Source organism: Rhodococcus sp. IEGM 1354, from assembly GCF_030056855.1.
Taxonomy (GTDB): domain Bacteria; phylum Actinomycetota; class Actinomycetes; order Mycobacteriales; family Mycobacteriaceae; genus Rhodococcoides.
In genome coordinates, this window is sequence record NZ_JASHKT010000005.1 from 303089 (window position 1) to 325497 (window position 22409).

The 22409-nt window shown below is 64.3% G+C and carries 22 protein-coding genes, 1 tRNA gene, 1 other RNA gene and 2 pseudogenes; 7 read left to right on the top strand and 19 right to left on the bottom strand.

All coding sequences use genetic code 11. The annotated features are described in order from the left end of the window. Window positions 1-9: 9 nt before the first annotated feature. Window positions 10-792, bottom strand: a complete 783-nt coding sequence (locus QM588_RS13550; protein WP_283313978.1) for a fructosamine kinase family protein — start codon at window positions 790-792, stop codon at window positions 10-12. Window positions 793-858: 66 nt separating this feature from the next. Between QM588_RS13550 and nadE the strand changes: the two genes are divergently transcribed. Then, window positions 859-1704: an ammonia-dependent NAD(+) synthetase gene (gene nadE, locus QM588_RS13555; RefSeq protein ID WP_283313979.1), complete on the top strand. Its 846-nt coding sequence runs from the start codon at window positions 859-861 to the stop codon at window positions 1702-1704. Window positions 1705-1733: 29 nt separating this feature from the next. Here the strand turns inward: nadE and QM588_RS13560 are convergent, their stop codons facing one another. Together QM588_RS13560 and moaA are read right to left on the bottom strand one after the other, a co-directional pair. Then, window positions 1734-1979 carry a MoaD/ThiS family protein gene (locus QM588_RS13560; RefSeq protein WP_283314160.1) on the bottom strand — a complete coding sequence of 82 codons (246 nt, stop codon included), beginning with the start codon at window positions 1977-1979 and terminating at the stop codon, window positions 1734-1736. Between the two features lie 31 nt (window positions 1980-2010). Further along, window positions 2011-3063 (bottom strand): GTP 3',8-cyclase MoaA, encoded by a 1053-nt coding sequence (gene moaA, locus QM588_RS13565; RefSeq protein ID WP_283314162.1) that lies wholly within the window; start codon window positions 3061-3063, stop codon window positions 2011-2013. Window positions 3064-3242: 179 nt separating this feature from the next. Here moaA and QM588_RS13570 point away from each other — a divergent pair, with 179 nt between their 5' ends. Genes QM588_RS13570 through QM588_RS13580 form a run of 3 tightly spaced genes read left to right on the top strand, consistent with a single transcriptional unit; the run spans window position 3243 to window position 5843 of the window. Next, entirely contained in the window at window positions 3243-4433 is a 1191-nt protein-coding gene (locus tag QM588_RS13570) for a molybdopterin molybdotransferase MoeA (RefSeq protein WP_283313980.1), read from the top strand. Beyond that, window positions 4421-5437 (top strand): bifunctional molybdenum cofactor biosynthesis protein MoaC/MoaB, encoded by a 1017-nt coding sequence (gene moaCB, locus QM588_RS13575; protein ID WP_283313982.1) that lies wholly within the window; start codon window positions 4421-4423, stop codon window positions 5435-5437. Before QM588_RS13570 ends, moaCB begins: the two co-directional genes overlap by 13 nt. After that, entirely contained in the window at window positions 5430-5843 is a 414-nt protein-coding gene (locus QM588_RS13580; protein ID WP_283313983.1) for a molybdenum cofactor biosynthesis protein MoaE, read from the top strand. Before moaCB ends, QM588_RS13580 begins: the two co-directional genes overlap by 8 nt. A 138-nt stretch (window positions 5844-5981) precedes the next feature. Here QM588_RS13580 and QM588_RS13585 read toward each other — a convergent pair. Together QM588_RS13585 and QM588_RS13590 are read right to left on the bottom strand one after the other, a co-directional pair. Beyond that, a pseudogene (locus QM588_RS13585) lies at window positions 5982-6905 on the bottom strand (CobW family GTP-binding protein); the annotation flags it as partial. A gap of 11 nt (window positions 6906-6916) precedes the next feature. Then, complete coding sequence (locus QM588_RS13590; RefSeq protein ID WP_283313986.1) at window positions 6917-8014, bottom strand: N-acetylmuramoyl-L-alanine amidase; 1098 nt, start codon at window positions 8012-8014, stop codon at window positions 6917-6919. A gap of 550 nt (window positions 8015-8564) precedes the next feature. On the opposite strand from QM588_RS13590, the gene QM588_RS13595 reads away from it, so the two are divergent. Further along, window positions 8565-8909 (top strand): histone-like nucleoid-structuring protein Lsr2, encoded by a 345-nt coding sequence (locus QM588_RS13595; RefSeq protein WP_032370939.1) that lies wholly within the window; start codon window positions 8565-8567, stop codon window positions 8907-8909. A 114-nt stretch (window positions 8910-9023) separates the two neighbouring features. On the opposite strand, the gene QM588_RS13600 is transcribed toward QM588_RS13595, so the two are convergent. From QM588_RS13600 to prfB, 13 genes are all read right to left on the bottom strand, one after another. After that, window positions 9024-9096: transfer RNA gene (locus QM588_RS13600), tRNA-Ala, on the bottom strand. 126 nt (window positions 9097-9222) lie between these two features. Next, on the bottom strand, window positions 9223-9969 hold the full coding sequence (locus tag QM588_RS13605) for a DsbA family protein (protein WP_283313989.1): 747 nt from the start codon (window positions 9967-9969) through the stop codon (window positions 9223-9225). A gap of 25 nt (window positions 9970-9994) precedes the next feature. Continuing rightward, complete coding sequence (locus QM588_RS13610) at window positions 9995-11152, bottom strand: MFS transporter (RefSeq protein WP_283314164.1); 1158 nt, start codon at window positions 11150-11152, stop codon at window positions 9995-9997. A gap of 77 nt (window positions 11153-11229) precedes the next feature. Beyond that, the gene (gene pgm, locus QM588_RS13615; RefSeq protein WP_283313991.1) at window positions 11230-12870 is read right to left on the bottom strand and encodes a phosphoglucomutase (alpha-D-glucose-1,6-bisphosphate-dependent); all 1641 of its coding nucleotides are present in this window, start codon (window positions 12868-12870) and stop codon (window positions 11230-11232) included. 497 nt (window positions 12871-13367) lie between these two features. Next, window positions 13368-13738, bottom strand: a transfer-messenger RNA (tmRNA) gene (ssrA, locus tag QM588_RS13620). Between the two features lie 65 nt (window positions 13739-13803). Next, window positions 13804-15264: an SDR family NAD(P)-dependent oxidoreductase gene (locus QM588_RS13625; RefSeq protein WP_283313993.1), complete on the bottom strand. Its 1461-nt coding sequence runs from the start codon at window positions 15262-15264 to the stop codon at window positions 13804-13806. 31 nt (window positions 15265-15295) lie between these two features. Further along, the gene (locus tag QM588_RS13630) at window positions 15296-16150 is read right to left on the bottom strand and encodes a DMT family transporter (RefSeq protein ID WP_283314165.1); all 855 of its coding nucleotides are present in this window, start codon (window positions 16148-16150) and stop codon (window positions 15296-15298) included. Window positions 16151-16158: 8 nt separating this feature from the next. Beyond that, window positions 16159-16632: an SsrA-binding protein SmpB gene (smpB, locus tag QM588_RS13635; protein WP_027496576.1), complete on the bottom strand. Its 474-nt coding sequence runs from the start codon at window positions 16630-16632 to the stop codon at window positions 16159-16161. Between the two features lie 83 nt (window positions 16633-16715). Beyond that, window positions 16716-17621: a permease-like cell division protein FtsX gene (gene ftsX / locus QM588_RS13640; RefSeq protein ID WP_283313995.1), complete on the bottom strand. Its 906-nt coding sequence runs from the start codon at window positions 17619-17621 to the stop codon at window positions 16716-16718. A 66-nt stretch (window positions 17622-17687) separates the two neighbouring features. Continuing rightward, window positions 17688-18377, bottom strand: coding sequence for a cell division ATP-binding protein FtsE (ftsE, locus tag QM588_RS13645; RefSeq protein ID WP_027496574.1), 690 nt, complete (start codon window positions 18375-18377; stop codon window positions 17688-17690). Window positions 18378-18463: 86 nt separating this feature from the next. Further along, window positions 18464-18913, bottom strand: coding sequence for a hypothetical protein (locus QM588_RS13650; RefSeq protein WP_283313998.1), 450 nt, complete (start codon window positions 18911-18913; stop codon window positions 18464-18466). Continuing rightward, entirely contained in the window at window positions 18910-19809 is a 900-nt protein-coding gene (locus QM588_RS13655) for a mechanosensitive ion channel family protein (protein ID WP_032401394.1), read from the bottom strand. Before QM588_RS13655 ends, QM588_RS13650 begins: the two co-directional genes overlap by 4 nt. Window positions 19810-19812: 3 nt before the next feature. Then, entirely contained in the window at window positions 19813-20925 is a 1113-nt protein-coding gene (gene prfB, locus QM588_RS13660; protein WP_027496571.1) for a peptide chain release factor 2, read from the bottom strand. 148 nt (window positions 20926-21073) lie between these two features. Between prfB and QM588_RS25810 the strand changes: the two are divergent. After that, window positions 21074-21151 (top strand): annotated as a pseudogene (locus QM588_RS25810) (carbonic anhydrase); the annotation flags it as partial. A 58-nt stretch (window positions 21152-21209) separates the two neighbouring features. Continuing rightward, window positions 21210-22013, top strand: a complete 804-nt coding sequence (locus QM588_RS13665; RefSeq protein ID WP_283314001.1) for an inositol monophosphatase family protein — start codon at window positions 21210-21212, stop codon at window positions 22011-22013. On the opposite strand, the gene QM588_RS13670 is transcribed toward QM588_RS13665, so the two are convergent. Next, window positions 22010-22378 carry a DUF1304 domain-containing protein gene (locus QM588_RS13670; RefSeq protein WP_283314002.1) on the bottom strand — a complete coding sequence of 123 codons (369 nt, stop codon included), beginning with the start codon at window positions 22376-22378 and terminating at the stop codon, window positions 22010-22012. The genes QM588_RS13665 and QM588_RS13670 overlap by 4 nt on opposite strands. Window positions 22379-22409: the final 31 nt, after the last annotated feature.

Consider the following 22409-nt stretch of genomic DNA (forward strand, 5'->3'; position numbering starts at 1 on the left):
GGTTGTCGGTCACGTCGCGAGGACCGACAGTGCCGCCGAATGCAAGGCAGTACCGTACGAACGGCCGTGTCCGGCCGCATGTACGGCCAGAGGATGCAACTGGTGGAGGGCGGTTCGGTCGCGCCACCCCGTCCGCAGCGCATGCACGGACTCGTAGCCGTCGACCATGGCGTCCAGATGAGGACAGCCGAACAGTGCCGCCATCGCGAGATCCGTTTCGCGATGTCCGCCGTGTGCCGCGGGATCGATCAGGACGACACCCGCATCGGTCCAGAAGACGTTGCCGTTCCACAGGTCTCCGTGGATTCGACTGGGCGGTTCATCATCGTCGAACTCGCCGTCCGCCACCCGCTCGCACGCCGCCTCGACGGTCGCCGCCTCGGACTGCGTCACGTTTCCGGCGTCGACCGCGATCCGCAGAAACGGCAGCACTCGCTCGGCGGCGTAGAACGAACCCCAGGTGGCGTGGACAGTGTTGGTCATGGGCCGGGAGCCGATGAACAACTGCCCGGGAAACGGTGTGCCGTCCGGGCGATTCGGCGGAGCTCCGAATCCGGCCGCGCCGCCGTCGTGCATCCGGGCCAGTTCGCGCCCGAATCGACGGGCCGCGACCTCGGTGGGACGCGCGGCCGTCAACCGCTCGAGTTCGATGAACGTCGGTCCGCAATCGAGAACACCGACCACAGGCACCCCTGTCTCACCGAGCCACGCGAGTCCCGTCGCCTCGGCCTCGAAGAAGTCCGGGTGCGCGCGGGTATCTCGCTTGACGAAGGTATCCGTGGATCCGCTCACGTCGAACGACACTACGCATCCTTCTCGACCCGAACGCGTACCCGCACTCGTCATTAGGATGATCGGATGGGACACATCAACTCGGAATTGCGCTCCGGAATCATGCGTGAGCTGGCGGTACAGTCGACCATCGATCCGGTGACGGAGGTCCGCAGGCGCGTGGACTTCCTCAAGGACTACCTCGCGTCGACACCGGCCTCCGGTTTCGTACTCGGGATCAGCGGCGGACAGGACAGCACGCTCACCGGCAAGCTCGCGCAGCAGGCAGTGACCGAACTTCGAGCTGACGGGCACGAGGCCGAATTCGTCGCAGTACGGCTGCCCTACGGTGTGCAGGCCGACGAGGACGACGCGGCGATCGCACTGAAGTTCATCGATCCCGATCGCACGGTGACGGTGAACATCAAGGACGCCTCCGATGCCGCAGCCGCTTCGACCGCCGAGGCACTGGGGACGGGCGAGGTTCGAGATTTCGTGCGCGGCAACATCAAAGCTCGCCAACGCATGGTCGCCCAGTACGCGATCGCCGGCGAACTCGGACATGTGGTCGTCGGCACCGATCACGCGGCCGAGGCAATCACCGGCTTCTTCACCAAGTTCGGCGACGGTGGGGTGGATCTGACGCCACTGACCGGCTTGACCAAGCGTCAAGGCGCTGCACTGCTACGCGAACTCGGTGCGCCCGAAAGTACGTGGCGCAAAGTCCCCACCGCAGATCTCGAAGACGATCGGCCGGCCCTGCCCGACGAGGAGGCACTCGGCGTCACCTACGAGCAGATCGACGACTACCTCGAAGGCAAAGACGTCACCGAGGAAGTGGCCGACAAACTCGAGAAGATGTTCGCGGCGACGCGGCACAAGCGAACCGTTCCCGTGACACCGTTCGACGATTGGTGGAAGAACGGTCACTGACCGACCTTCGTCGGCGGCGATCGTGACGATCAGCCGCCGGCGAACGGCGGCAGTACGTCGACTCTGCTGCCTACGGACCGACCCAGATCGCGGGTCAACTCGTCTCCGACCAGATACGCCGACACCCGCAGAATCGGTTCCATCGGGGCTCCGTACCGAGAACGGATGGCCTCGCGCAATTCTCCGAGCGTCGCACCGGCCGGCAGAGTCAGGTATTCGGACTCGCAGCCGGACGCGTCGACGGCGGCTGCGAAGTACCGCACCTCCACCTGCATCGTTCGACTGCCGGTCGTGCTGGGCTGTGTCTCAACCACCGATTGCTCCCATACTGCGGGTCGGTGGCACGAAGCCCTCGGCGTCGATGCCGTGCCCGGCCCATTTGTTCCACATGGCTCCGCGCCATACTGCTGCCAACTCGTCATCGGTGGCACCGCCCCGCAGCGCCGCGCGAAGATCCGTCTCGTCATCGCTGAACAGGCAGGACCTGATGGTCCCCTCGGCCGTGAGCCTCGTGCGATCACAGTCGCCGCAGAACGAGCGCGTGACGGACGCGATGATTCCCACGGTCGCCTCCGTGCCGTCCACGCTCCATTCCTCGGCGGGAGCGGACGGATCGGCGCGACCCACTTCACGAAGATCGAAAGCAGTGGACAACTCGTCGAGCAACGTCTGGGCGCCGATCATGTTGTTGCGGGCCCATTCGTGATCGGCGTCGAGTGGCATCTGCTCGATGAATCGAAGCGCGACCCCCTCGTCGAGACACCACCGGAGCAGATCCACGGCACCGGACAGGGTGTCTCGCATCAGTACGGCATTGACCTTCACCGGACCGATGCCCGCCTTCTTGGCCGCCCGGATGCCGGCCAGCACCGACGGAAGACGATCGCGTCGAGTCAGACGCGCGAACTGTTCACGATCGACCGAGTCCAACGACACGTTGACCCGTGTCAACCCGGCCTCGGCGAGGGCCTGTGCACGATGTTCCAGGCCGACGGCATTGGTGGTCATGGACAACGGCACGCCGTCTGCGACAGCGGAACATGAACGAAGGATCTCGTCAAGATCTCGGCGCATCAGAGGCTCGCCGCCGGTGAAACGCACGTCGCGTATTCCCAACAGGCGCACGGCAACCGAGACGACTCGGGCGATTTCTGCAGCGGTCAGGAGGTCGGCTGTGGGGATTGCCGGCAGCCCCTCCTCGGGCATGCAGTACGTGCACCGCAGCGAGCACTTCTCGGTGATCGAGACGCGCAGATCGCGTGCCACCCGCCCGAAGCGATCGATCAGATGCGGCACGTCGGGACGATCGTCCACCGGACCGAACGACGATCCCGAAGAAGCTGCACCGAATCGCGGGATCCCGAGGGACGTGACACTGTCCACCGTCACCTCACACCTCGCATCCGTCTGTTCCTGCATGTCTCACATCGGCTCGTCTACCCAGTATGCCGCAGCCCACACGCGACCGTCGTGGCGGCGTGCCTAGGATTGGCAGCCATGACGGCTGAGCACACTCGAGCGATCACCGGACCTGCACTGTGAGCGCCGTATCGGTCGAGGCGCACGCAGCAGCGATCGAGGCGCTGCTCGCAGACTTGAGTGTCAGAGCAGCCCAACGAGTGCCGCTGGCCGACGCACTGGGGCGTGTCGCATTCCACGACGTGACCTCCCCCGTCGATCTACCTCTGTTCCGAAATTCGCAGATGGACGGGTACGCGGTCGATTCTCGTTCGGTGCAGTCTGCGCCCGTGACGCTTCCGGTGTCGACGATCATCGCTGCCGGACCCACCGAACCTTCGACGCTGACGCCCGGTAGCGCGGCCAAGATCATGACCGGCGCACCGATACCCGACGGAGCGGACGCCATCGTTCCCGTAGAGGACACCACGGTGACCACCGCAGGTGCGGTGACCGTCGAACGAGCCCGCGTCGCAGGCGAATTCGTGCGCGAACAGGGTAGCGACGTACGCGCGGGAACGGTCCTGATCGACGCGGGCAGAGTGCTCGAGCCCCGGCACATCTCGGTTCTCGCCGCCGTCGGACTGGCCAGCGTCGACGTACGGTCGCGTCCTCGTGTGGCCGTGGTGACCACCGGAGCAGAGTTGGCCGGAGCAGGCGAGACGCTCTCGCCCGGTCAGATCTTCGACTCGAACGGCATCACTCTTGCCGCGCACCTGCGCGCCAGCGGTGCCGACGTGGTCACCGTCGCACGCAGCACCGACGATCCGGAACGATTCCGAAGCATCCTCACCACCGCAGCCGCATCGGCTGAGCTCATCATCACCTCCGGTGGAGTGTCGATGGGCGACTTCGAGGTGGTCAAGGACGTTCTCGCGCCGCTGGGTGGACAGTTCGGATCGGTTCGGATGCAACCGGGTGGACCGCAGGGCATCACGATGTTCGACGGCACCCCGGTCCTGAGTTTCCCCGGCAACCCCGTCAGCACCGTGGTGTCGTACATCATGTTCGCGCGCAACATCGTTCGGCGATCGGCCGGCCTGCCACCGGTCTTGTCGAGCCCTGCGACTCTGTTCCATTCGATCACCTCGCCGCCGGGCAGGCGTCAACTGCTCCGAGGGGCATTGCGTGACGACGGCCGGGTCGAACTGGTCGCCGGACCCGGGTCCCACCTGGTGGCCGCGCTGGCGTGGGCCGACGTGCTCATCGACATCGCCGCAGAGACAACCGAACTCGCCGCAGGATCCCCCGTGGAGGTATGGCCGCTGTGACCACCGAAGTACCGCACAACCCCCTGTCCCACCTGGACGACGAGGGCCGCGCCCGCATGGTCGATGTGGCGCACAAGAAGGAGACTTCTCGAACGGCTGTTGCGGCCGGCGAATTCGTCACCACGCCCGAGGTCATCGGGTTGGTGCAGGCGGACGGCATGCCGAAGGCCGATGTCCTGGCGACCGCCCGGATCGCCGGCATCTCGGCTGCCAAGCGCACGTCCGAACTGATTCCGCTGTGCCATCAACTCGCGCTCTCGTCGGTGAAGATCGCCTTCGGGTTCACCGACACGTCGATCACGGTCGAGGCCACCGCGCGCACGACCGGCAGAACCGGCGTCGAGATGGAAGCCCTCACCGCCGTCGCGGTCGCCGGGTTGACCCTGCACGACATGGTCAAGGCTGTCGACCCGGGTGCGACGATGAACGGCGTCCGGCTGATCACCAAAGACGGTGGTAAGCATGGACATTGGCAGCGTGATGCGACGCCGGCCGCCCCCGACTCCGACGCTCCGCCGTCGGGTGGGACGAAGTCGGCAGTCGTGCTCGTGGCCTCCACCGGCGGCGCTCGTGGGACCCGCCCGGACACCACCGGCCCCTCCATCGCATCGTGGCTGACCGATCGAGGCTTCGCGGTGCGCGGCCCACTGGTGTACGCCGACGCCGACATCGAGGCCGGGTTGCGCGACTCGCTGCGCGGCGAGCCGTCGCTGATCATCTCGACCGGTGGAACCGGCGTCTCCCCTACCGATGCAACTCCGGAGGCCACGGCGGCACTGCTCGACATCGAGATGCCCGGAATCGCCGACCAGATTCGCACCAAGGGAACCTCCGCGACGCCGCACGCGGTGTTGAGCCGCGGAGTCTCCGGGTTGATCGGACGTACCCTCGTCGTCAACCTGCCCGGATCGCCGGGAGGCGTGAAAGACGGCTTGGCCGTTCTCGATCCACTCCTCGATCATGTACTTGCCCAGATCTCAGGAGGAGGACCCCACGATGACTGAACTCGTCGCCCGCATCTCGAACGAGCCGTTGACGACCGCCGAAGTGGAAGCCGCGGTACAGGATTCGCGCCACGGTGCCGTGGTGCTGTTCAGCGGAATCGTTCGTGACCACGACAGTGGCCATGCCGTGGAGACTCTCGAATACCGCGCCCATCCCGATGCGGAACGCTTCTTGAGCCGATGCTGCTCGGAGGTCTCGTCCGAAACCGGTCTTGCGGTCGCTGCCGTGCATCGCGTCGGGGACTTGCGGGTCGGCGATCTCGCGCTCGTGGCCGCAGTCGGCTCGGCTCATCGCGCCGAGGCGTTCGAGGCCTGCGCCCGGCTGGTCGAACGCATCAAGGCCGAGGTACCCATCTGGAAACGGCAGGGCTTCGAAGGCGGACGCACCGAGTGGGTGGGACTGTAGAAGACCTACGCCGGCTCGAGGTATCGATGGACCGGCAACATGGCCGAGGCGTCGACTACGTCGTCGGGGCCGCGCACGCACGCACGCACGCAGTCGATGTTCGACGGCATCCGCATCCAGTTCGGTGCCGATCAGCACCAATGATGTCTGCTCGGTTTCACCCCGCGACCACGCTGCACTCTCGAACCGGATGTGTCGCCCCACCGTCTGCACGATGAACTTCTGCTGATACCCCGGCAGGTCGAAATGCACGAAACCCTTGATGCGATAGAGGTTTCCGGTCGGGTTCTCGAGAAATTCGATCAGCCGACGCGGCTCCATCGCCGCTGTGCTGACGAACTCGGTATGCGAGTACTGCGCATGCAGATGTCGGTGGTGTCCGTCCTCATGGCAGCCGTCGCGGTTTTCACGCAGAAGTTCGTCGAAGGACAACTGCACGGGCAGTGCAGATTCGACCGGTCCGTTCTGGGGCCGGTCGAACAACAACAGAGGATCGACGCGTCCGAACGAGACAGCTGCGACAGGAACGTCGCCGACGATGGACCGCACGGTGGCCACCACCGCGGAGCGCTCCGAATCGTCGACGGCGTCGGCCTTGTTCAGTACCACCAGATCCGCCAATTGCAGATGCTGATCGATTTCGGGATGCAGAGTGCGCGTATCCGCGAATTCGACCGCGTCGACGACTCCCACCAATCCGCCGTAGACGATGAACTCGTTCTCGCTGCCGCGCACCATTCGAATGAGATTCCGCGGCTCCGCCAATCCGCTGGCCTCCACCACGATCACGTCTATGGCCGAACGGCGGTGTGCCAGCGCATCGAACATCGCGTCCATGTCAGTGATGTCCACCGCACAGCAGATGCATCCGTTGCCCAGTGACACCATCGAATCGACCTGTCCTGCAACGAGCATGGAATCGATGTTGATCGCGCCGAAATCGTTGACCACGACGCCGATTCGAATACCGGCATCGTTGCGCAACAGATGATTGAGCAGAGTTGTCTTACCGGCCCCCAGAAAGCCGGCAACGATCACCACCGGAATTCGTCGACGCGCCACGCCGGTCGAGACTACCGGGCGGCGAGAATTCGATTCAGGAGGCCTCGAGCGAAGGTCGAGACGCTGCTGACGTTCTCTTCGGTCACCAATCCCCTCAATCCGTCGACACCGAACGATTCGACATACGGTGAGACACTTTCGAGCAGTCGAGACAAGGCACTACGCCCCGCTACGGACGTCGACGTAGCAGCGGGGACAGTCGCGCTCGTCGACGTCGGCGCAGAGGCGGTGGGAACGGCGACGTCCGGCGACGAGGCAGCCTCGGCTCCGAGGAGATAGTCGATGATGCCGGTGGAGATGGCGATCGCATGTTTCAGCTGACCCTCCGGGCCCTCGAGCACCGCCGCGTCGTCCGGGTTGGAGCCATTGCCCATCTCGACGAACACCAACGGAACTGTCGTCAGTGCGGGCCCCGCGACGTCGGATCGTTCCTGAATCCCGTCGACGACGCCCGCGTAATCGGCGGGGTCGAACCCGGCGCGAACGTAGGAATCTCTCATCAGCTTCGAGGCCGAACGCCCGCCTTCCGACTGAGCCGCATCGGCCGCCGCATTCGGAATCGGCAGTGTCGGCACGATCAGATGGAATCCGTGCTTGTCGGTGTCGGTCGTCGCGCTCGTCGAGTCCGCGTGAATGCTGACGGCCACATCGGCTCCTGACGCACTGGCAGCGCGAGCCCGATCGTCGACGCACCCGCCCCATCCGGTGTCGTCGACGCGGCTGGTCTTCACCGTCGCACCGAGGCTCTCCAGACTGGACCGAACCAGCTCCGAGACCTGCCAGTTGATGGTGTGCTCCGGCACCCCGTCCACCGTGGTCATGCCCGTGGTCTGGCAATCCTTGGTGCCGCCGCGCCCGTCGTCGACCTGCCGCTGCAGATTTTCCGAATGAGCTGTGCCCTGGTGGCCCGGATCGAGAAAAACCGTCTTTCCCGTCAACTCTTGTCCGGCCGATTCCGTGCCGGGTGTCGCCGACGGCGTGGTGGCGGGCGTGGACGGGTCGGCCGATGCCGGTGCCGGTGCCGGTGCGCAGACGAGCACCCCAGCACCGAGTAGCCCTGCGCACATCAGCGTCACCGCAGCCGACCCGGCTGTTCGTGAAGATTTCATCGACTTGTGGGCGCTCCGGTGGAGCCGGTCGCGCCACTCCCCTCTCGGCACTTCGGACGCCGTCGAGCCACGCGGTTCCCATTGGTATCAGGAGCTACCGTGCGTCACAACAGACACTTGCTGCTCGAGTGAACCAGAGATCGAACCATTCGAGTCCCTGATCGAATTTCGTTAGCCAAAGGAGTGCATTTCGTGATCGATCCGTTGCGATCCGCCCATCCTTCTCATGTTTCCCGCGACGGCGACAGAAGTGCAGCGAAACTCCGGAAATGAGTCGCCTGCTCGAACCGACCCCGAGAACGTATTTCATATCGATACCGGACAGTTTGTCTTTGTTCACCGCAACATCGATCCCTCGCACAGTGCACGCTCTTAATGCCTGCTCTGCGTCGGTTTCGATGAATACAGCTGCAGATTCTGTGACATTGCTGCGAAACCGGTAACAATCGATCGACCAGCATGGTTATAGACAATGTTCGGCCGTATAGTCGACACAGTTCGATCTGGACATCCCCCCGCATCATTCCCTGCACCATTGGAGAGCTTCAGCATGGCCAGAAAAGTCTATGTGCAACTAGTCGATGACATCGACGAAAAACCGATCGAATCCGGTGGCGAACACATAACCTATTCGGTCAACGGAGTCAGCTACGAAATCGATCTGAGCGACAAGAACGCCAAAGAATTCCACCGTAAGCTCGACTATTACATCGAGCACTCCACCAAGGTCGGCGGAAAACGACAGAAGAAGTCGAGTTCCCCAGCCACTGGGGCGAAGCGTGACGCCAATCAGACCAAAGCCATCAGAGAATGGGCCAAGGCGAACGGCCACAACATTTCCGCGCGCGGACGAATTCCCGCCGAAGTAGAGCAGGCGTTCGACGCAGCTCACTGACTCCCGCCTGCCGAATCGGCGTCTGAGGACCCAATCTGCAGACGCCGATCCGGTGGCCGACACCATAGACACAAGAAAAGCGCCGCCCGGTGGGCGGCGCTTTTGCTTTCTCGGTGGAGCTAAGGGGACTCGAACCCCTGACCCCCACACTGCCAGTGTGGTGCGCTACCAGCTGCGCCATAGCCCCGAGTACTGCGCGCTCCCGCTCATGCGGTTGCTCGAACGAAGTTACACTATCGCTCGTGGCAGCAACAAATCAGCTGGTGCGGCCCGTACTCGACGCTTCGCTACGGGCCCCGGCGCACGACCCCAGTCAGCCGACCGCAGTCAACCATTCCGAGTCGCCCAGCGCGTCGACCACCTGTCCGTCCACCAGAACGCCCGGGGTTCCGCGTGCTCCCGATGCGGCCAGGGCGTCCCGACCGGTCATCGCGTCCGCCACCGCTGCGTCACGCTGAGCGCCCGTCGTGATGCACTGCACCGCTAGATCGCTTGCTCCGTTCGACGTTGCCAGCTCCGCCAGCTCGGCATCGGTTCGGTCGGAGTCGCTTCCTTCCTCCGGCTGGAATTCCGGGTCGAACAGCGCGGCGTGGAAAGCCGAGTAGACCCGCGCATTCTCGGTGGCGGCCACGCAGTGCGACGCCGCAACGGCCCGCGTCGAATAGTCTCCCGAGGCCGAGCTCGCATCGAGAAAATTGATCAGGCGGTAGTTGACCGAGACAACTCCGTCGTCGATTTTCTGAGCCAATTCCTGGCCGTGCTTCACCTCGAGATCACCGCAGAATGGGCACATGGGGTCCTCGTAGATATCTATGACGCGCTGCGCGCCCGGACGAGCCAATACGACGACACCGTCCCCCGGCAACGACAATTCGACCTCGGGATTCTTGACCGACCCGTACCCGTCGTTCCGGGGCGCGTCACTGCCTCGCTGCCACAGGATCGCGACCACGACGACCGCGACCACCACGAGGAATGCAATACCGCCCAGAATGTACGTCACGGTATTCGACGAGGCCTGCGGAGTGTGTTTCGTGCTGGATGTCTTCTTCTCGCTCACAGAGCGAATACTACGGACGTATCCGTCAGCTGCGCTCGCGCTCGAGGGTGTCCGGAACGCGCGACCACCACAACCCCGCCAGTAGAAGCAATGCGCCCGTCACGGCGAAAGCCGGACCGAACGAGACCCGTTCCACGATCATCCCGGCCACGATCGGGCCGATCACCGCACCCACGTCGGACGCCATCTGGAAGGCGGCCAGCACGGGTCCTCCACGCGCCTTGGAACCGATGACGTCGGCGACCGAGGCCTGCTGGGCAGGACTCATCAGACCCGATCCGATTCCGGCGATCAGCGACACCACGAGGAACAACACCGGATCGTGGACATAGCCCATCACGACCGTTCCCAGGCCGCACACCGCCAGACCGCCCAGCATGAAGGGTTTGCGTCCGCGTACGTCGGACAGGCGACCGGCACTGGTGAGCACCAGTGCATTACCCACTGCGAACACTGTGAGAGCAATCCCGACGAATACCTCGGACCGCTGCATCGCCTCGACGACGAACAACGGCACCAACGCCACCCGGACACCGAACACGGCCCATCCGTTGGCGAAATTCGAAGCCAGCGCGGCCCGATAGGACGGGATTCGCAGAGCAGCGAGCAGCGACATCGTCGGCGGCGCAGTTCCCTTCTCCGGTCTGACCAGATCGGAATTGCCGAGGGTGAAGTACACGACGGCAGCAGCGATCACCAGAGCCACGGCATAGATGACGAACGGCACCCGCAGGCCGAAACCGACGAGCGCGCCGCCGACGAGCGGACCACCGATGGTTCCCAACAAGAAAGCGGTCGCGTACAGCCCGGAGATACGGCCTCTGCTGGTCGGTGGACTGATTCTGATCAGCAGTCCGAGAGCAGACACCGAGAACATCGTCGACCCGATTCCGCCGAGTCCGCGAAACACCAGCAGCTGCCAGTACGTCTGAGCCAGAGCGCACGCACCGGTGGAGACGGCGACGATCAACAATCCGATCAGATAGACGGGTCGTTCGCCGAGCCGCTGAACCAGAGCGCCGCTCGCCGGCGCGAACAGCAACCGCATGAGAGCGAAGGCACTGATCACTGCTGACGCGGCTGTGTATCCAACGCCGAATTCCCGAGCGAATTGCGGCAGGGCAGGCGCGACGATGCCGAATCCGAGGGCGATGACGAACGCTGCCGAGACCAGTACCCAGATCTCCGGTGGGAGTTTGCCTCCGGGTTGGAATGCCGGCTCGGGGGCCGAGCTGTCGTGGTCGGGTGTCGGTGAGTCGGTCACGAGCTCTCGAGAGCGGACGAGACCAATTCACGTGCTGCAGCCTGGACCTCGGCGAGGTGTTCCTTGCCCTGGAACGACTCCGCGTAGATCTTGTAGACGTCCTCGGTTCCCGACGGACGCGCAGCGAACCAGGCGCTCTCCGTTGTCACCTTCAGCCCACCCAGTGCGGCCCCGTTTCCGGGAGCCTCGGTCAGCGTCGCGGTGATCGGCTCCCCCGCCAATTCGGTTGCGGTGATCTGGTCGGGCGACAACTTGGCGAGCACAGCCTTCTGCTCCCTGGTGGCCGGGGCGTCGACGCGGGCGTACGACGGGTCGCCGTACTCGGCGGTGAATTCTGCGTAGCGTTGCGACGGTGTCGATCCGGTGACCGCGGTGATCTCCGAGGCCAACAGCGCCAGAATGATTCCGTCCTTGTCCGTGGTCCACACTCGGCCGTCGTGCCGCAGGAACGAGGCACCGGCGCTCTCCTCGCCGCCGAAGCCGAGTTCCCCGTCGAGCAGCCCCGGCACGAACCACTTGAACCCGACCGGGACCTCGAGCAGCTTCCGGCCGAGACCGGCGACGACCCGATCGATCATGGACGAGCTCACCAGCGTCTTGCCGACCGCCGCCGTCGGCGACCAACCGGGTCGGTGAGTGAACAGGTAGTCGATCGCGACCGCGAGATAGTGATTGGGGTTCATCAGACCGCTGTCGGGAGTGACGATGCCGTGTCGATCGGAATCGGCATCGTTGCCGGTGGAGATGTCGAAACGATCCCGCGCAGCGATGAGTGATGCCATCGCGTTCGGCGACGAGCAGTCCATTCTGATCTTGCCGTCCGTGTCCAACGTCATGAAGCGGAACGTGCCGTCGACCAACGGATTGACGACGGTCAGATCGAGGTTGTGTCGTTCGGCGATCGCATCCCAGTAGTCGACACTGGCACCGCCGAGCGGATCTGCACCGATGCGAACTCCGGCGGCGCGGATCGCATCGAGATCGAGCACGTTCGGCAGGTCGTCCACGTAGGTGCCGAGGAAGTCGTACCGCGAGACGCTTCCCGCGAACGCCCGCGCGAGAGTCACCCGCTTGATACCGGTAATGCCCTCGCGGAGAAGCTCGTTGGCGCGGGCAGCGATCACCGACGTTGCATCGCTGTCGGCCGGACCACCGTGCGGGGGGTTGTATTTGAACCCGCCGTCACGGGGCGGGTTGTGGGACGGTGTGACCACGATGCCGTCGGCTTTCGCGGTCGGCCCCGACTCGTTGTACCGGAGAATGGCATGACTGACGGCGGGCGTCGGGGTGTAGCGATCCCCCGAGTCGACCAGAACGTCGACGTCGTTGGCTGCCAACACCTCCAGAGCCGTCGTCCATGCGGGCTCGGACAGCGCATGGGTGTCTCGACCGATGAACAACGGCCCGGTGATGCCTTGCGCGGAACGATATTCCACGATGGCCTGCGTGGTCGCGACGATGTGCGCCTCGTTGAACGCCGAATCCAGGCTCGAACCTCGATGTCCCGAGGTCCCGAACACGACCTGCTGACTCGGCTCCGACACGTCCGGAATGCGCGAGTAGTACGCCGTGACGAGTTGCGAGAGATCGACCAGATCCTCCGGCAGTGCAGTGGTTCCAGCTCTCTCGTGCGCCACGATGCGCCTCCTCAATCCTCGAACGAACCGAATCCGGTCGACGAACCGAATTTCTCGTTCAACCCTAACGCCGCTGCCCCACCCGCGAGCTACTTGCTCTGCCGTTTCGGTGGCCGTGACAGAAAATATGCTTGTCGAGCCCGGTCTTCCGGTCGTTGTGCACGATCGACCCGTGTCGACGCCTAGCGGACCGCCTGGCCCATCCATGCAATGGGTGTCGGCATGGCCACCGAGGCGAGAGTCCGCCTCGGACAACGTCATCGACGACTTCTCGGGCAGTGCGTATGCAGCCGTGAGGCCACATCTCCGCGCTGCCGACAACCTCGACACTGCGGGTCGTCGTCGATACCGACAACGAAGTCACGAATGGCGTGCAGCGCCCACCGCGCGTCCTCTACCGGCGTTCGTTGGGGTGGGACCGGGCCGACAGCGGTGGTCGTGAGGTGTCCGATACGAAAAAGACCGGGCCGAGAGAAAATCTCTCGGCCCGGTCTTCACAGTGGAGCTGCCGGGAATCGAACCCGGGTCCTCTGCTGCATTGCCAGGGCTTCTCCGTGTGCAGTCCGCTATGTCTCTACTTGGATCTCCCGATCTCGCGAACAAGTCAGGATGACGATCCCAGCCACTGTTTGATGTTCCTCATCATCCCGCGGCCGGATGAATCGGTGAGCCCTCTAGCTGATGCCAGTACCCGGGCCGAGGGCAAGCCCGGACTGACAGACACGCAGTCGCTACTTAGGCAGCGAGTGCGTAGTCGCGCTGATTGGAATCGGCGCTTATAAGGTTGCGATGACGCTTACGGTGGTCTCTCGCCTGCACCGACACGCTTCCCCTGACTCAACATACAAAGTCGAAACCGTTCAGCCCCGTATGTTCCCGGACACCGTGCCCGGGCTGTTCAGTGTAACGCGTCGATCGGCCATATTCATCCCGTTAACGGCCGGCAGGTCCCTGCGCCGCGGCTGCACCGGCGTCGGACTCGACTCGTTCCACGACCGTGCGCAGCATTCGGCGAGCAACGGCCCTGCGTACGGGCAACGACGCGTACCACACGGCTCGCCCGGCCAGTCCGCGAGGAAAGAACACGAGTCGCTGTTCGATCGTCGGCTGCTTGGCGGTTCCACCGACCGTGAGGTCCAACCATGCTTCTCCCGGCAGCCGACGTGACGACTTCAGCCGGGTGGTGTGTTCGGTTCCCGAGGCGGACGCATCCGGCCCCGTGGCGTCACGGTGCCAACCGGTGAGCACGTCGGCGTCGGCCAATCGTTCGAGCGCAGGCCGAATGGCGCTCGACCGCGCGCCGCTTCTGACGACCCGGGTATCGGTGTAAACGACCTCTCCAGCCCAATCGGGGTCGGAGGGAAGAGGATCCGACGGTGCCGCCGTTCCGGTTGCGTCCGTCCACCGCGTCTCGACTTCGCCGTCGTCGATCTTGCGTAGAGCCAGCCGCACCGAATCTCGGTAGCCCGTCAAGCCTTCGGCCGGACGCGGAACGACGGCGTCGATATCCATTTCGTGACCGACGGCGTCGTACTGCAACGATTCGATGAGCGGCATCGCCAATCCGCGCGGGATCGGCGTCACCAGTCCGATCCAGTGACCGGCCAGACGGGGCGTCAACACCGGCAACACGATGATGCGACGCTGGCGCAGACCGGCCACGTCGGCGTAGATGTTCATCATCTCGCCGTACTGCATGACGTCCGGTCCACCGATGTCGTACGTGCGGGATTCGGTGACCGGGGCGCTCGCGGCCCCGATGAGATAGTGCAGCACGTCGCGTACGGCGATCGGTTGAATACGGTTGTGCACCCACCGTGGCGTGGTCATCACCGGCAACCGATTGGTCAGGTGGCGAATCATCTCGAACGAGGCCGAGCCGGATCCGATGACGACGCCCGCCTGCAGCACGATCGTCGGGACTCCCGACTCGATCAGAATGCGACCGACTTCGGCGCGTGACTTCAGGTGTGGGGACAGCTCTCCTGTCGGCGGGTGCAGGCCCCCGAGGTAGACGATGCGCCCGACGCCGCAATCCGCAGCGACCGTGGCCACGTTCTCGGCGCTGTCGCGTTCGGTCTCGGCAAAATCGGAATGGCCCGCGGTGCCCATCGAGTGCACCAGGTAGTACATGACGTCGACGCCGCTGAGCGCCTCCTTCAGTGACTCCCGATCACTGAGGTCACCCTGGACGATCTCGACGTCCGCCGCCCACGGAACGTTGTCGAGCTTGCTCGGGGTCCGAGCCAACACGCGAACTCGGTAGCCCTCGTCGAGCAGGCGCGGTGCCAGACGACCGCCCAGATATCCCGTGGCACCGGTGACCAGCACACGCGGCCGAGACGACGCGTTCTCGGATGTGGGGCCATCGGAGGTAGAACCGGAAGCAGTCATAAACGGGTTCATTACCCGTGCGCGGGCAAGTTCAACCCGCGAGCGCGATCATGGCGATGGCCCCGAGTGCCAACGCCATTCCTACTTTCTGCAGTGTGCCGACTCGTTCCCCGAGCATCACCATCGCCAGCAGCACCGTCGCTGCCGGATAGAGCGAGGCGATGACGCTCACCAACGACAGCAGACCGCCCTCGTACGCGTAGATCATCGCGGCGTTGGCGACCACGTCGAGCACGCTGACGAACGCCGCGAGTTTGAGCACGCTGCCGTGTGGCGGTGCGAAATGCCCCGACGCCAACGCGACGGCCCAGACCACCGCGGTGGCCGATGCGCGGGAGGCCGCGAGGGGCCACAGCCCACTGCCGTCGCCGATCTGATGCAGGAAGATGAAGGCGAAGGCGAACGTGACACCCGACCCGATCGTCAACCAAGCCACGGTGCGGGTGAACTTCATCTCCCGGCCGCCCGCGACCTCGCCGGTCACCTCGTCCGGTGACTCCTTGCTGACCAGCACGACAGCCACCAGCGCCACCGCGATGCCGACGAACGCGATGACTCCTGGGCGCTCCCCCATCGACAACCCGACGAGAACTGGGATCCCGGCGACCAACACAGCCGTCACCGGGGACACCACAGCCATCGGCCCGGCCGCGAGCGCGAGATAGAACCACCACACGGCGACGCCGCCCGCTACACCCGACGCCAGGCCCCACAGCATTGCGGGGAGTTCGATGGTCCCGCCGACGAACGGAGCGACGAGCAACACGATGACGAGCGACAGCGGGTAGGACACGATGACCACCCGCAGGGCTGCGACTCGACGGGACGCGACACCGCCGACGAAATCGCTCACCCCGTAGCCCATGGCAGCTACCAGAGCGAGCAGGACAGCGGTCAGCGCATGCCCTTCACTCGACGCCCGAGCTCACGAGTGACTTCGCGTTCGGCGGTGCGCTTGGCCAACGACTGCCTCTTGTCGTAGTCCTGCTTGCCCTTGGCCAAAGCCAGTTCGACCTTGACCTTGCCGTCCGAGAAGTACATCGACAGCGGCACCAACGTCAGGTTTCCCTCTTTGACCTTGCCGGCCAGGCGGTCGATCTCGCGACGGTGCAGGAGAAGTTTGCGGTTTCGACGCGGTGCGTGGTTGGTCCAGCTTCCGAGTGTGTATTCCGCGATGTGCAGCCCGCGCAGCCAGATCTCGCCGTCATCGACGGTCGCGAACGCGTCGACCAGGGAGGCCTTGCCGTCGCGCAGGCTCTTGACCTCGGTGCCGACGAGCGCGACTCCGGCCTCGACGACGTCGAGTATGGAGTAGTTGTGCCGTGCCTTGCGATTGGTCGCAATGGCCTTGCGGCCCTTCTCTCTCACTGCAGGGCCCTTTCTCGAGCGTTCGATGCATGACGCCGCCTCATCGGCAACCGCTCCAGCATAGAACCGATCGGCAACCGAATTTATTCGCGCACGTAGAGGCGCAATGTGATGTAGGCGGTGACCGCTGCCATTCCCACTCCGACGAGTGCGAGGAACGGCGAGACCAACAGCACGTCACTGTTCGATATCCGAGCCAGAATGTTGGCTTGATAGACGTCGGAGAGGACGTCGTCGATGAACATGTTCTTCGCGGTGAACAGCCCGGCGATCGCCAGCGCCGAACCGACCAGAGCTGCGACCACGGCTTCGAGGAGGAACGGCAGCTGGGTGTACCACCGGGTGGCACCGACGAGCCGCATGATGCCGACCTCGGTTCGTCTGGTGAACGCGGCGATCTGAACCATGTTGGCGATCAGGAGGATCGCAGCGATCGCCTGCACTGTGGCAATCGCGAACGCTGCGTTGCGCACTCCGTTGAGGACGCTGAACAACCGCTCCACCAGGTCTCGCTGGTTGAGCACGCTCTGCACACCCGGACGGTTCTCGAAGTTGTCGTTGATCACTCCGAATCGTTCCGGATCGCTCAGACGCACCTTGAACGAGGCCGGAAAGCTGTCGGCACTGACCAACTCGGCCAGTTCGGGTTGGTCCTTGAACACTCGCTCGGTCGCGTCCTTCACGGCGTCCTCACGGTTGAGGTACTGCACCGAGACCACGGAGGGGGTGTTCTCGAGATCCGAGCGCAACGTAGCGCACGTGTCCTGGGCACAATCTGCGTCGGTGGCAGAGATGTCATCGGTGAGGAAAATCTGCACCTCCACCCGATCGAGGAAGATCTGCTGGGTCTTTCCCGCCATCTGCACCACGAGCAACCCGCCGCCGAACAGGCCGAGCGAGATTGCAGTCGTCAAGATCATGGCGATCGTCATGGTGATGTTGCGGCGAAGGCCGGTGAAGACCTCACTGAAGATGAAACTTGCGCGCATCGCGGAATCCGAGCCCTTCGATTCGTTCGGTCGAGAAGTCTGAGCGGTCGAGTTCGGTCGTCGGCGTCAGCGGCCGACGCCGTAGACCCCTCGGGCCTCGTCACGAACGACTCGTCCGTTGTCCAGTTCCACGACGCGTCGACGCATCGAATCGACGATGTGGTTGTCGTGGGTCGCCATCAGCACGGTGGTTCCGGTGCGATTGATGCGCTCGAGCAGCAGCATGATGTCCTGGCTGGTGTCCGGATCCAGGTTTCCGGTCGGCTCGTCCGCGAGCAACACCAGCGGGCGATTGACGAACGCCCGGGCGATCGCCACACGCTGCTGCTCGCCACCGGACAACTCGTTGGGCAGACGGTCGGATTTGCCGCCGAGTCCCACCAGATCCAGCACCTCGGGAACAGTGCGCTTGATCATCGATCGAGGCTTGCCGATCACCTCGAGCGCGAACGCGACGTTTTCCACCACGGTCTTCTGCTGCAGCAGTCGGAAGTCCTGGAACACGCACCCCATGCTCTGCCGTAGCCGCGGGACGCGACGAGCAGCGAGCCGGTTGACGTGAAAGTCCGCTACGTGGATATCGCCGGACGTCGGCGTCTCCTCCTTGAGCAGCAAGCGCATGAATGTCGACTTGCCCGAACCCGAGGGCCCGATCAGAAACACGAACTCGCCTTTGTCGATGGAGACCGTCACCTTGTCCAGAGCGGGCCTGGTCGAGGTCTTGTAGGACTTGGACACATTCGAGGTGCTGATCACGGGTCGCCAGTGTAGTCCTTACCCGCCGGTAACCGCCGGAAGCGAGCGGGCACCGCGGCGAGTCCCGAGAGGCAGTAAAGAGTGCCTCAGCGCGACGACGTCGGTGCAGGCCGGGACGGGATGAGCGACTGAATTGCCGGCGGGAGGGGCACACCGAACGGGGCAGTCGTCGTGGCCGGCGGGGCGGTGGTCGTGGTCGACTGGGTCCCGGTGTCGTCGGCGCTCGTCGAGGGCTCCGGTTCGGTGGTCGCGCTGGGTGAGCTGGTGGTCGACAGACGCGACGGGGTCGGTACGTACGTCTGCGACTCGCTCGGCTCGATGAGCTCGTCCGGGCTCACCGCAACCGGACCCTGGACACGTTCACTGTCTCGTTTCGCAATATCTTCGCTGACTTGCCCGTACAGCAGGCCGGTGAGCACGAAGCAGATGCCGAACGCGACGGTGGACGTTCTGACACGACCGTAAATCTTGGCCGGAATGCGCCACTGCCGCCAATTTCGTTGCGAGCGTTCGGTTCCGGTATCGGGTGTACTCACTGGTCTTCCGTCCGATCTCGTCCCGATGATTCCGGTGCAACTCCGGCCGTACTGACGTCGGGGGCAACGTTGATGCCCTCGGGCTGCAGCGCGGCGGCCACTCTCACCCGAAGCTCTCGTCCCACCTGGAATTGCTTGCCCGGCAGCGTCCGCGCGACCAGGCGCACGTTCACCTGCCCCACCTCGATGCTCTCCACGCCCATCACGGTCGGTTCGTCGAGCAGTAGCGGACGTAACCGCGTATCGGCGAATGCGTCCCGGCCGACCGCACGGAGCAGAGCGTTCACCTGCGTCAGATCGGCGGTACTGGGCACCGGCACGTCGACGACGGCGCGCGCCCAATCCTTCGACAGGTTGATCGCCTTGACGATCTGCCCGTTCGGGATGGTGATGACCTCTCCGTCGACGCTACGCACCCGGGTCACCCGCAGCGTGACGTCCTCGACGGTGCCCTCGGCGTCCTCTGCCGATCCGTTGACGGCGATCTGAACGACATCTCCGAAGCCGTACTGACGCTCGGTGATGATGAAGAATCCGGCCAAAATGTCCTGCACCACACGCTGCGCGCCGAAGCCGAGTGCCGCTCCGATGACCGTGGCGGGTGCCACGAGCCCACCGACCCCGAAGCCGAAACGACGCAGCACCTCGATGGTGACCAGGATGTAGATGAGCGTGACCAGCACCCAGGTGATGACCTGAGCCAACGCATGACGGTGTTTGGCGGCCTCCGACCGGACGAGCGCGTCGCTGTGCTGGTAGTTCTGATCGATACGAGCGGTGATCCGGGAGCCGGTCCACGTGACGAACCGCGCCGCCAGCAGTCCACCGAGGATGTACAGCACGATTCCGAGTGCGTTGAGCTTGAAGTCGAGCGTCGGGTCGAGCCAGGACGTCATCGGTTACTGCTCCCCTCGCATTCGCCATCGAATTCCGGATTCCAGGAAGCCGTCGATGTCTCCATCGAGAACAGTAGACGGATTGTTGACCTCGTACTCGGTACGCAAATCTTTGACCATCTGGTACGGGTGCAGCACGTACGAGCGCATCTGATTGCCCCAGGAGCTGCCGCCGTCACCCTTGAGCGCGTCCATCTCGGCCCGCTCTTCCTTGCGCTTGACCTCGAGAAGCTTGGCCTGCAGCACGCGCATGGCGGATACCTTGTTCTGCAGCTGCGACTTCTCGTTCTGGCAGGTCACGACGATTCCGGTCGGAATGTGCGTCAATCGAACAGCGGAGTCGGTGGTGTTGACCGACTGTCCACCGGGCCCGGACGAGCGGTAGACATCGACCCGGATGTCGTTCTCGGGGATCTCGATGTGGTCGGTGGTCTCGACGACCGGAAGCACCTCGACCTCGGCGAACGACGTCTGACGACGACCCTGGTTGTCGAACGGGCTGATCCGGACGAGCCGGTGTGTGCCCTGCTCCACCGAGAGCGTGCCGTAGGTGTACGGAGCCTTGACCGCGAAGGTCGCACTCTTGATCCCGGCTTCTTCGGCGTAGGACGTGTCGTAGACCTCGACGCCGTACCCGTGCTTCTCGGCCCAGCGGATGTACATGCGCATGAGCATCTCCGCCCAGTCGGCGGCGTCGATTCCGCCGGCACCGGACCGAATGTTCACGAGGGCGTCGCGGGCGTCGTACTCGCCGGAGAGCAGCGTTCGAACTTCCATGGCAGCGATGTCTTCTCGGAGCGAGGCGCGTTCGGCATCGGCATCGGCGGTGGCGGATGCGGCGGCCTCGCCTTCTTCTCCCTCGGCCAACTCGTACAGAACCGGCATGTCCTCGAGTCGCTGCCGGAGCTCTTCGACGCGGCGCAGTTCGGCCTGCGCATGGGAGAGCTGACTGGTCACCTGCTGAGCGTGTTCCTGGTCGTTCCACAGGTCGGGTGAGGCGGCCTGATGTTCCAGCTCGTCGATGCGTCGCCGCAGCTCCTCGACGTCGAGAACGGACTCGACTGTGGACAGAGTGGTGTCGAGCTCGGCGAGGTCTGCAGAAACGTCGGGATGCACGAGAGTCAAGGTTACCGGCACACGAACCCGTCACCGACCGCCCCCGAGAACGACGCCGAAGACGGGTGGTCGTCCAGGGTTCGAACCGTGCTTGTTCCGTCCTCGACCTGTCGTACCGACTGCCCGCCTCCGGCATATCGACATACGCATCGTCACGAAACACGAATCGCTTCGCGGGTTCGTTGTCGATGTTGCAACCGGGAAGCCGAACGAAGTCACCGGATAGCCGGGCCACACGTATCGCCGCGTACTGGCAGGCCCGTGCGCGGCGATAGTCTTCTCCGGTGACCGACTACTCTGCCGATCTGCATCTCGCCCTCCGGCTCGCCGACGAAGCCGATGTCATCACCCGTGGTCGATTCCTCGCCATGGACCTGACGGTGGACTCGAAGCCGGATCTCACGCCGGTCAGCGATGCAGACCTGGCTGTGGAAACGATGATCCGGGCGGAGCTCGGATCGGAGCGTCCCGACGATGCTCTGCTGGGCGAGGAGTTCGGCGGCACGGCTACGTTCAGCGGCCGCCAATGGGTCGTCGATCCCATCGACGGCACCAAGAATTTCGTCCGCGGCGTACCCGTGTGGGCAACGCTGATCGCGCTGCTCGAGGACGGCGTCCCGACCGTCGGAGTGGTCAGCGCCCCGGCGTTGCATCGCCGCTGGTGGGCGGCACTCGATCTGGGAGCCTGGACGGCATCGGACAGGGGAACTCCGCGCCGCATCGAGGTCTCGAAGGTCGATTCGGTGGCGTCGTCGAGTCTGAGTTTCTCCAGCCTCAGCGGGTGGGCCGAACTGGGCATCAGGGATCGGTTCCTCGATCTGACCGACGCCGTATGGCGGGTGCGCGGTTACGGCGACTTCTTCTCGTACTGCCTCGTCGCCGAGGGGGCAGTCGACATCGCCGCCGAACCCGAGGTCTCGCTGTGGGACCTGGCCGCCCTCGACGTCCTCGTACGCGAGGCCGGGGGCGATTTCACCGCGCTCGACGCCAGCGCAGGACCACACGGGGGCAGTGCCGTGGCCACCAACGGCCTACTGCAACACCAGGTTCTCGCACTCCTGTCCCCCAGCGCGGAGAATCTCGCCTAAAGAAGTGCAGCCAGAATCAGCGCGATCAGCGGCGTGATTCCCTGGACGAACGCGGGCCGAAAATACTTCGCTCCGCCGGTGGCGAGCACCAGGGCTGCGCCGACGATGCTGGCGCAGGCGAAGTAGACGATGGCGTCGCCGGCCGAGCCGCCCACGATGAGGCCGACCACGATGCCGATGCCGAGAAACAGGTTGTAGAAGCCCTGATTGAAGGCCATCGGCTTGGTGATGTCGGCGTCGTTCTGACTGGCGACACCGAACTTCGCCCACACGGCCGGCTTGGACCAGAGCACGCTTTCCATGACGAAGATGACGACGTGGAGGGCCGCGGCGAGGGCAGCGAAGATCTGAACTGTCGTATGCACGGGAAACAGCCTGTCACATCGGTACGACGCA

Bases quoted from the DNA above. Each gene is read 5' to 3' on its own strand.
- nadE (WP_283313979.1), top strand. From the start codon at position 859: ATGGGACACATCAACTCGGAATTGCGCTCCGGAATCATGCGTGAGCTG.
- QM588_RS13560 (WP_283314160.1), bottom strand. From the start codon at position 1,979: ATGCAGGTGGAGGTGCGGTACTTCGCAGCCGCCGTCGACGCGTCCGGC.
- moaCB (WP_283313982.1), top strand. From the start codon at position 4,421: ATGGCCGCTGTGACCACCGAAGTACCGCACAACCCCCTGTCCCACCTG.
- QM588_RS13580 (WP_283313983.1), top strand. From the start codon at position 5,430: ATGACTGAACTCGTCGCCCGCATCTCGAACGAGCCGTTGACGACCGCC.
- QM588_RS13590 (WP_283313986.1), bottom strand. From the start codon at position 8,014: ATGAAATCTTCACGAACAGCCGGGTCGGCTGCGGTGACGCTGATGTGC.
- QM588_RS13595 (WP_032370939.1), top strand. From the start codon at position 8,565: ATGGCCAGAAAAGTCTATGTGCAACTAGTCGATGACATCGACGAAAAA.
- QM588_RS13625 (WP_283313993.1), bottom strand. From the start codon at position 15,264: ATGACTGCTTCCGGTTCTACCTCCGATGGCCCCACATCCGAGAACGCG.
- ftsX (WP_283313995.1), bottom strand. From the start codon at position 17,621: ATGCGCGCAAGTTTCATCTTCAGTGAGGTCTTCACCGGCCTTCGCCGC.
- QM588_RS13655 (WP_032401394.1), bottom strand. From the start codon at position 19,809: ATGACGTCCTGGCTCGACCCGACGCTCGACTTCAAGCTCAACGCACTC.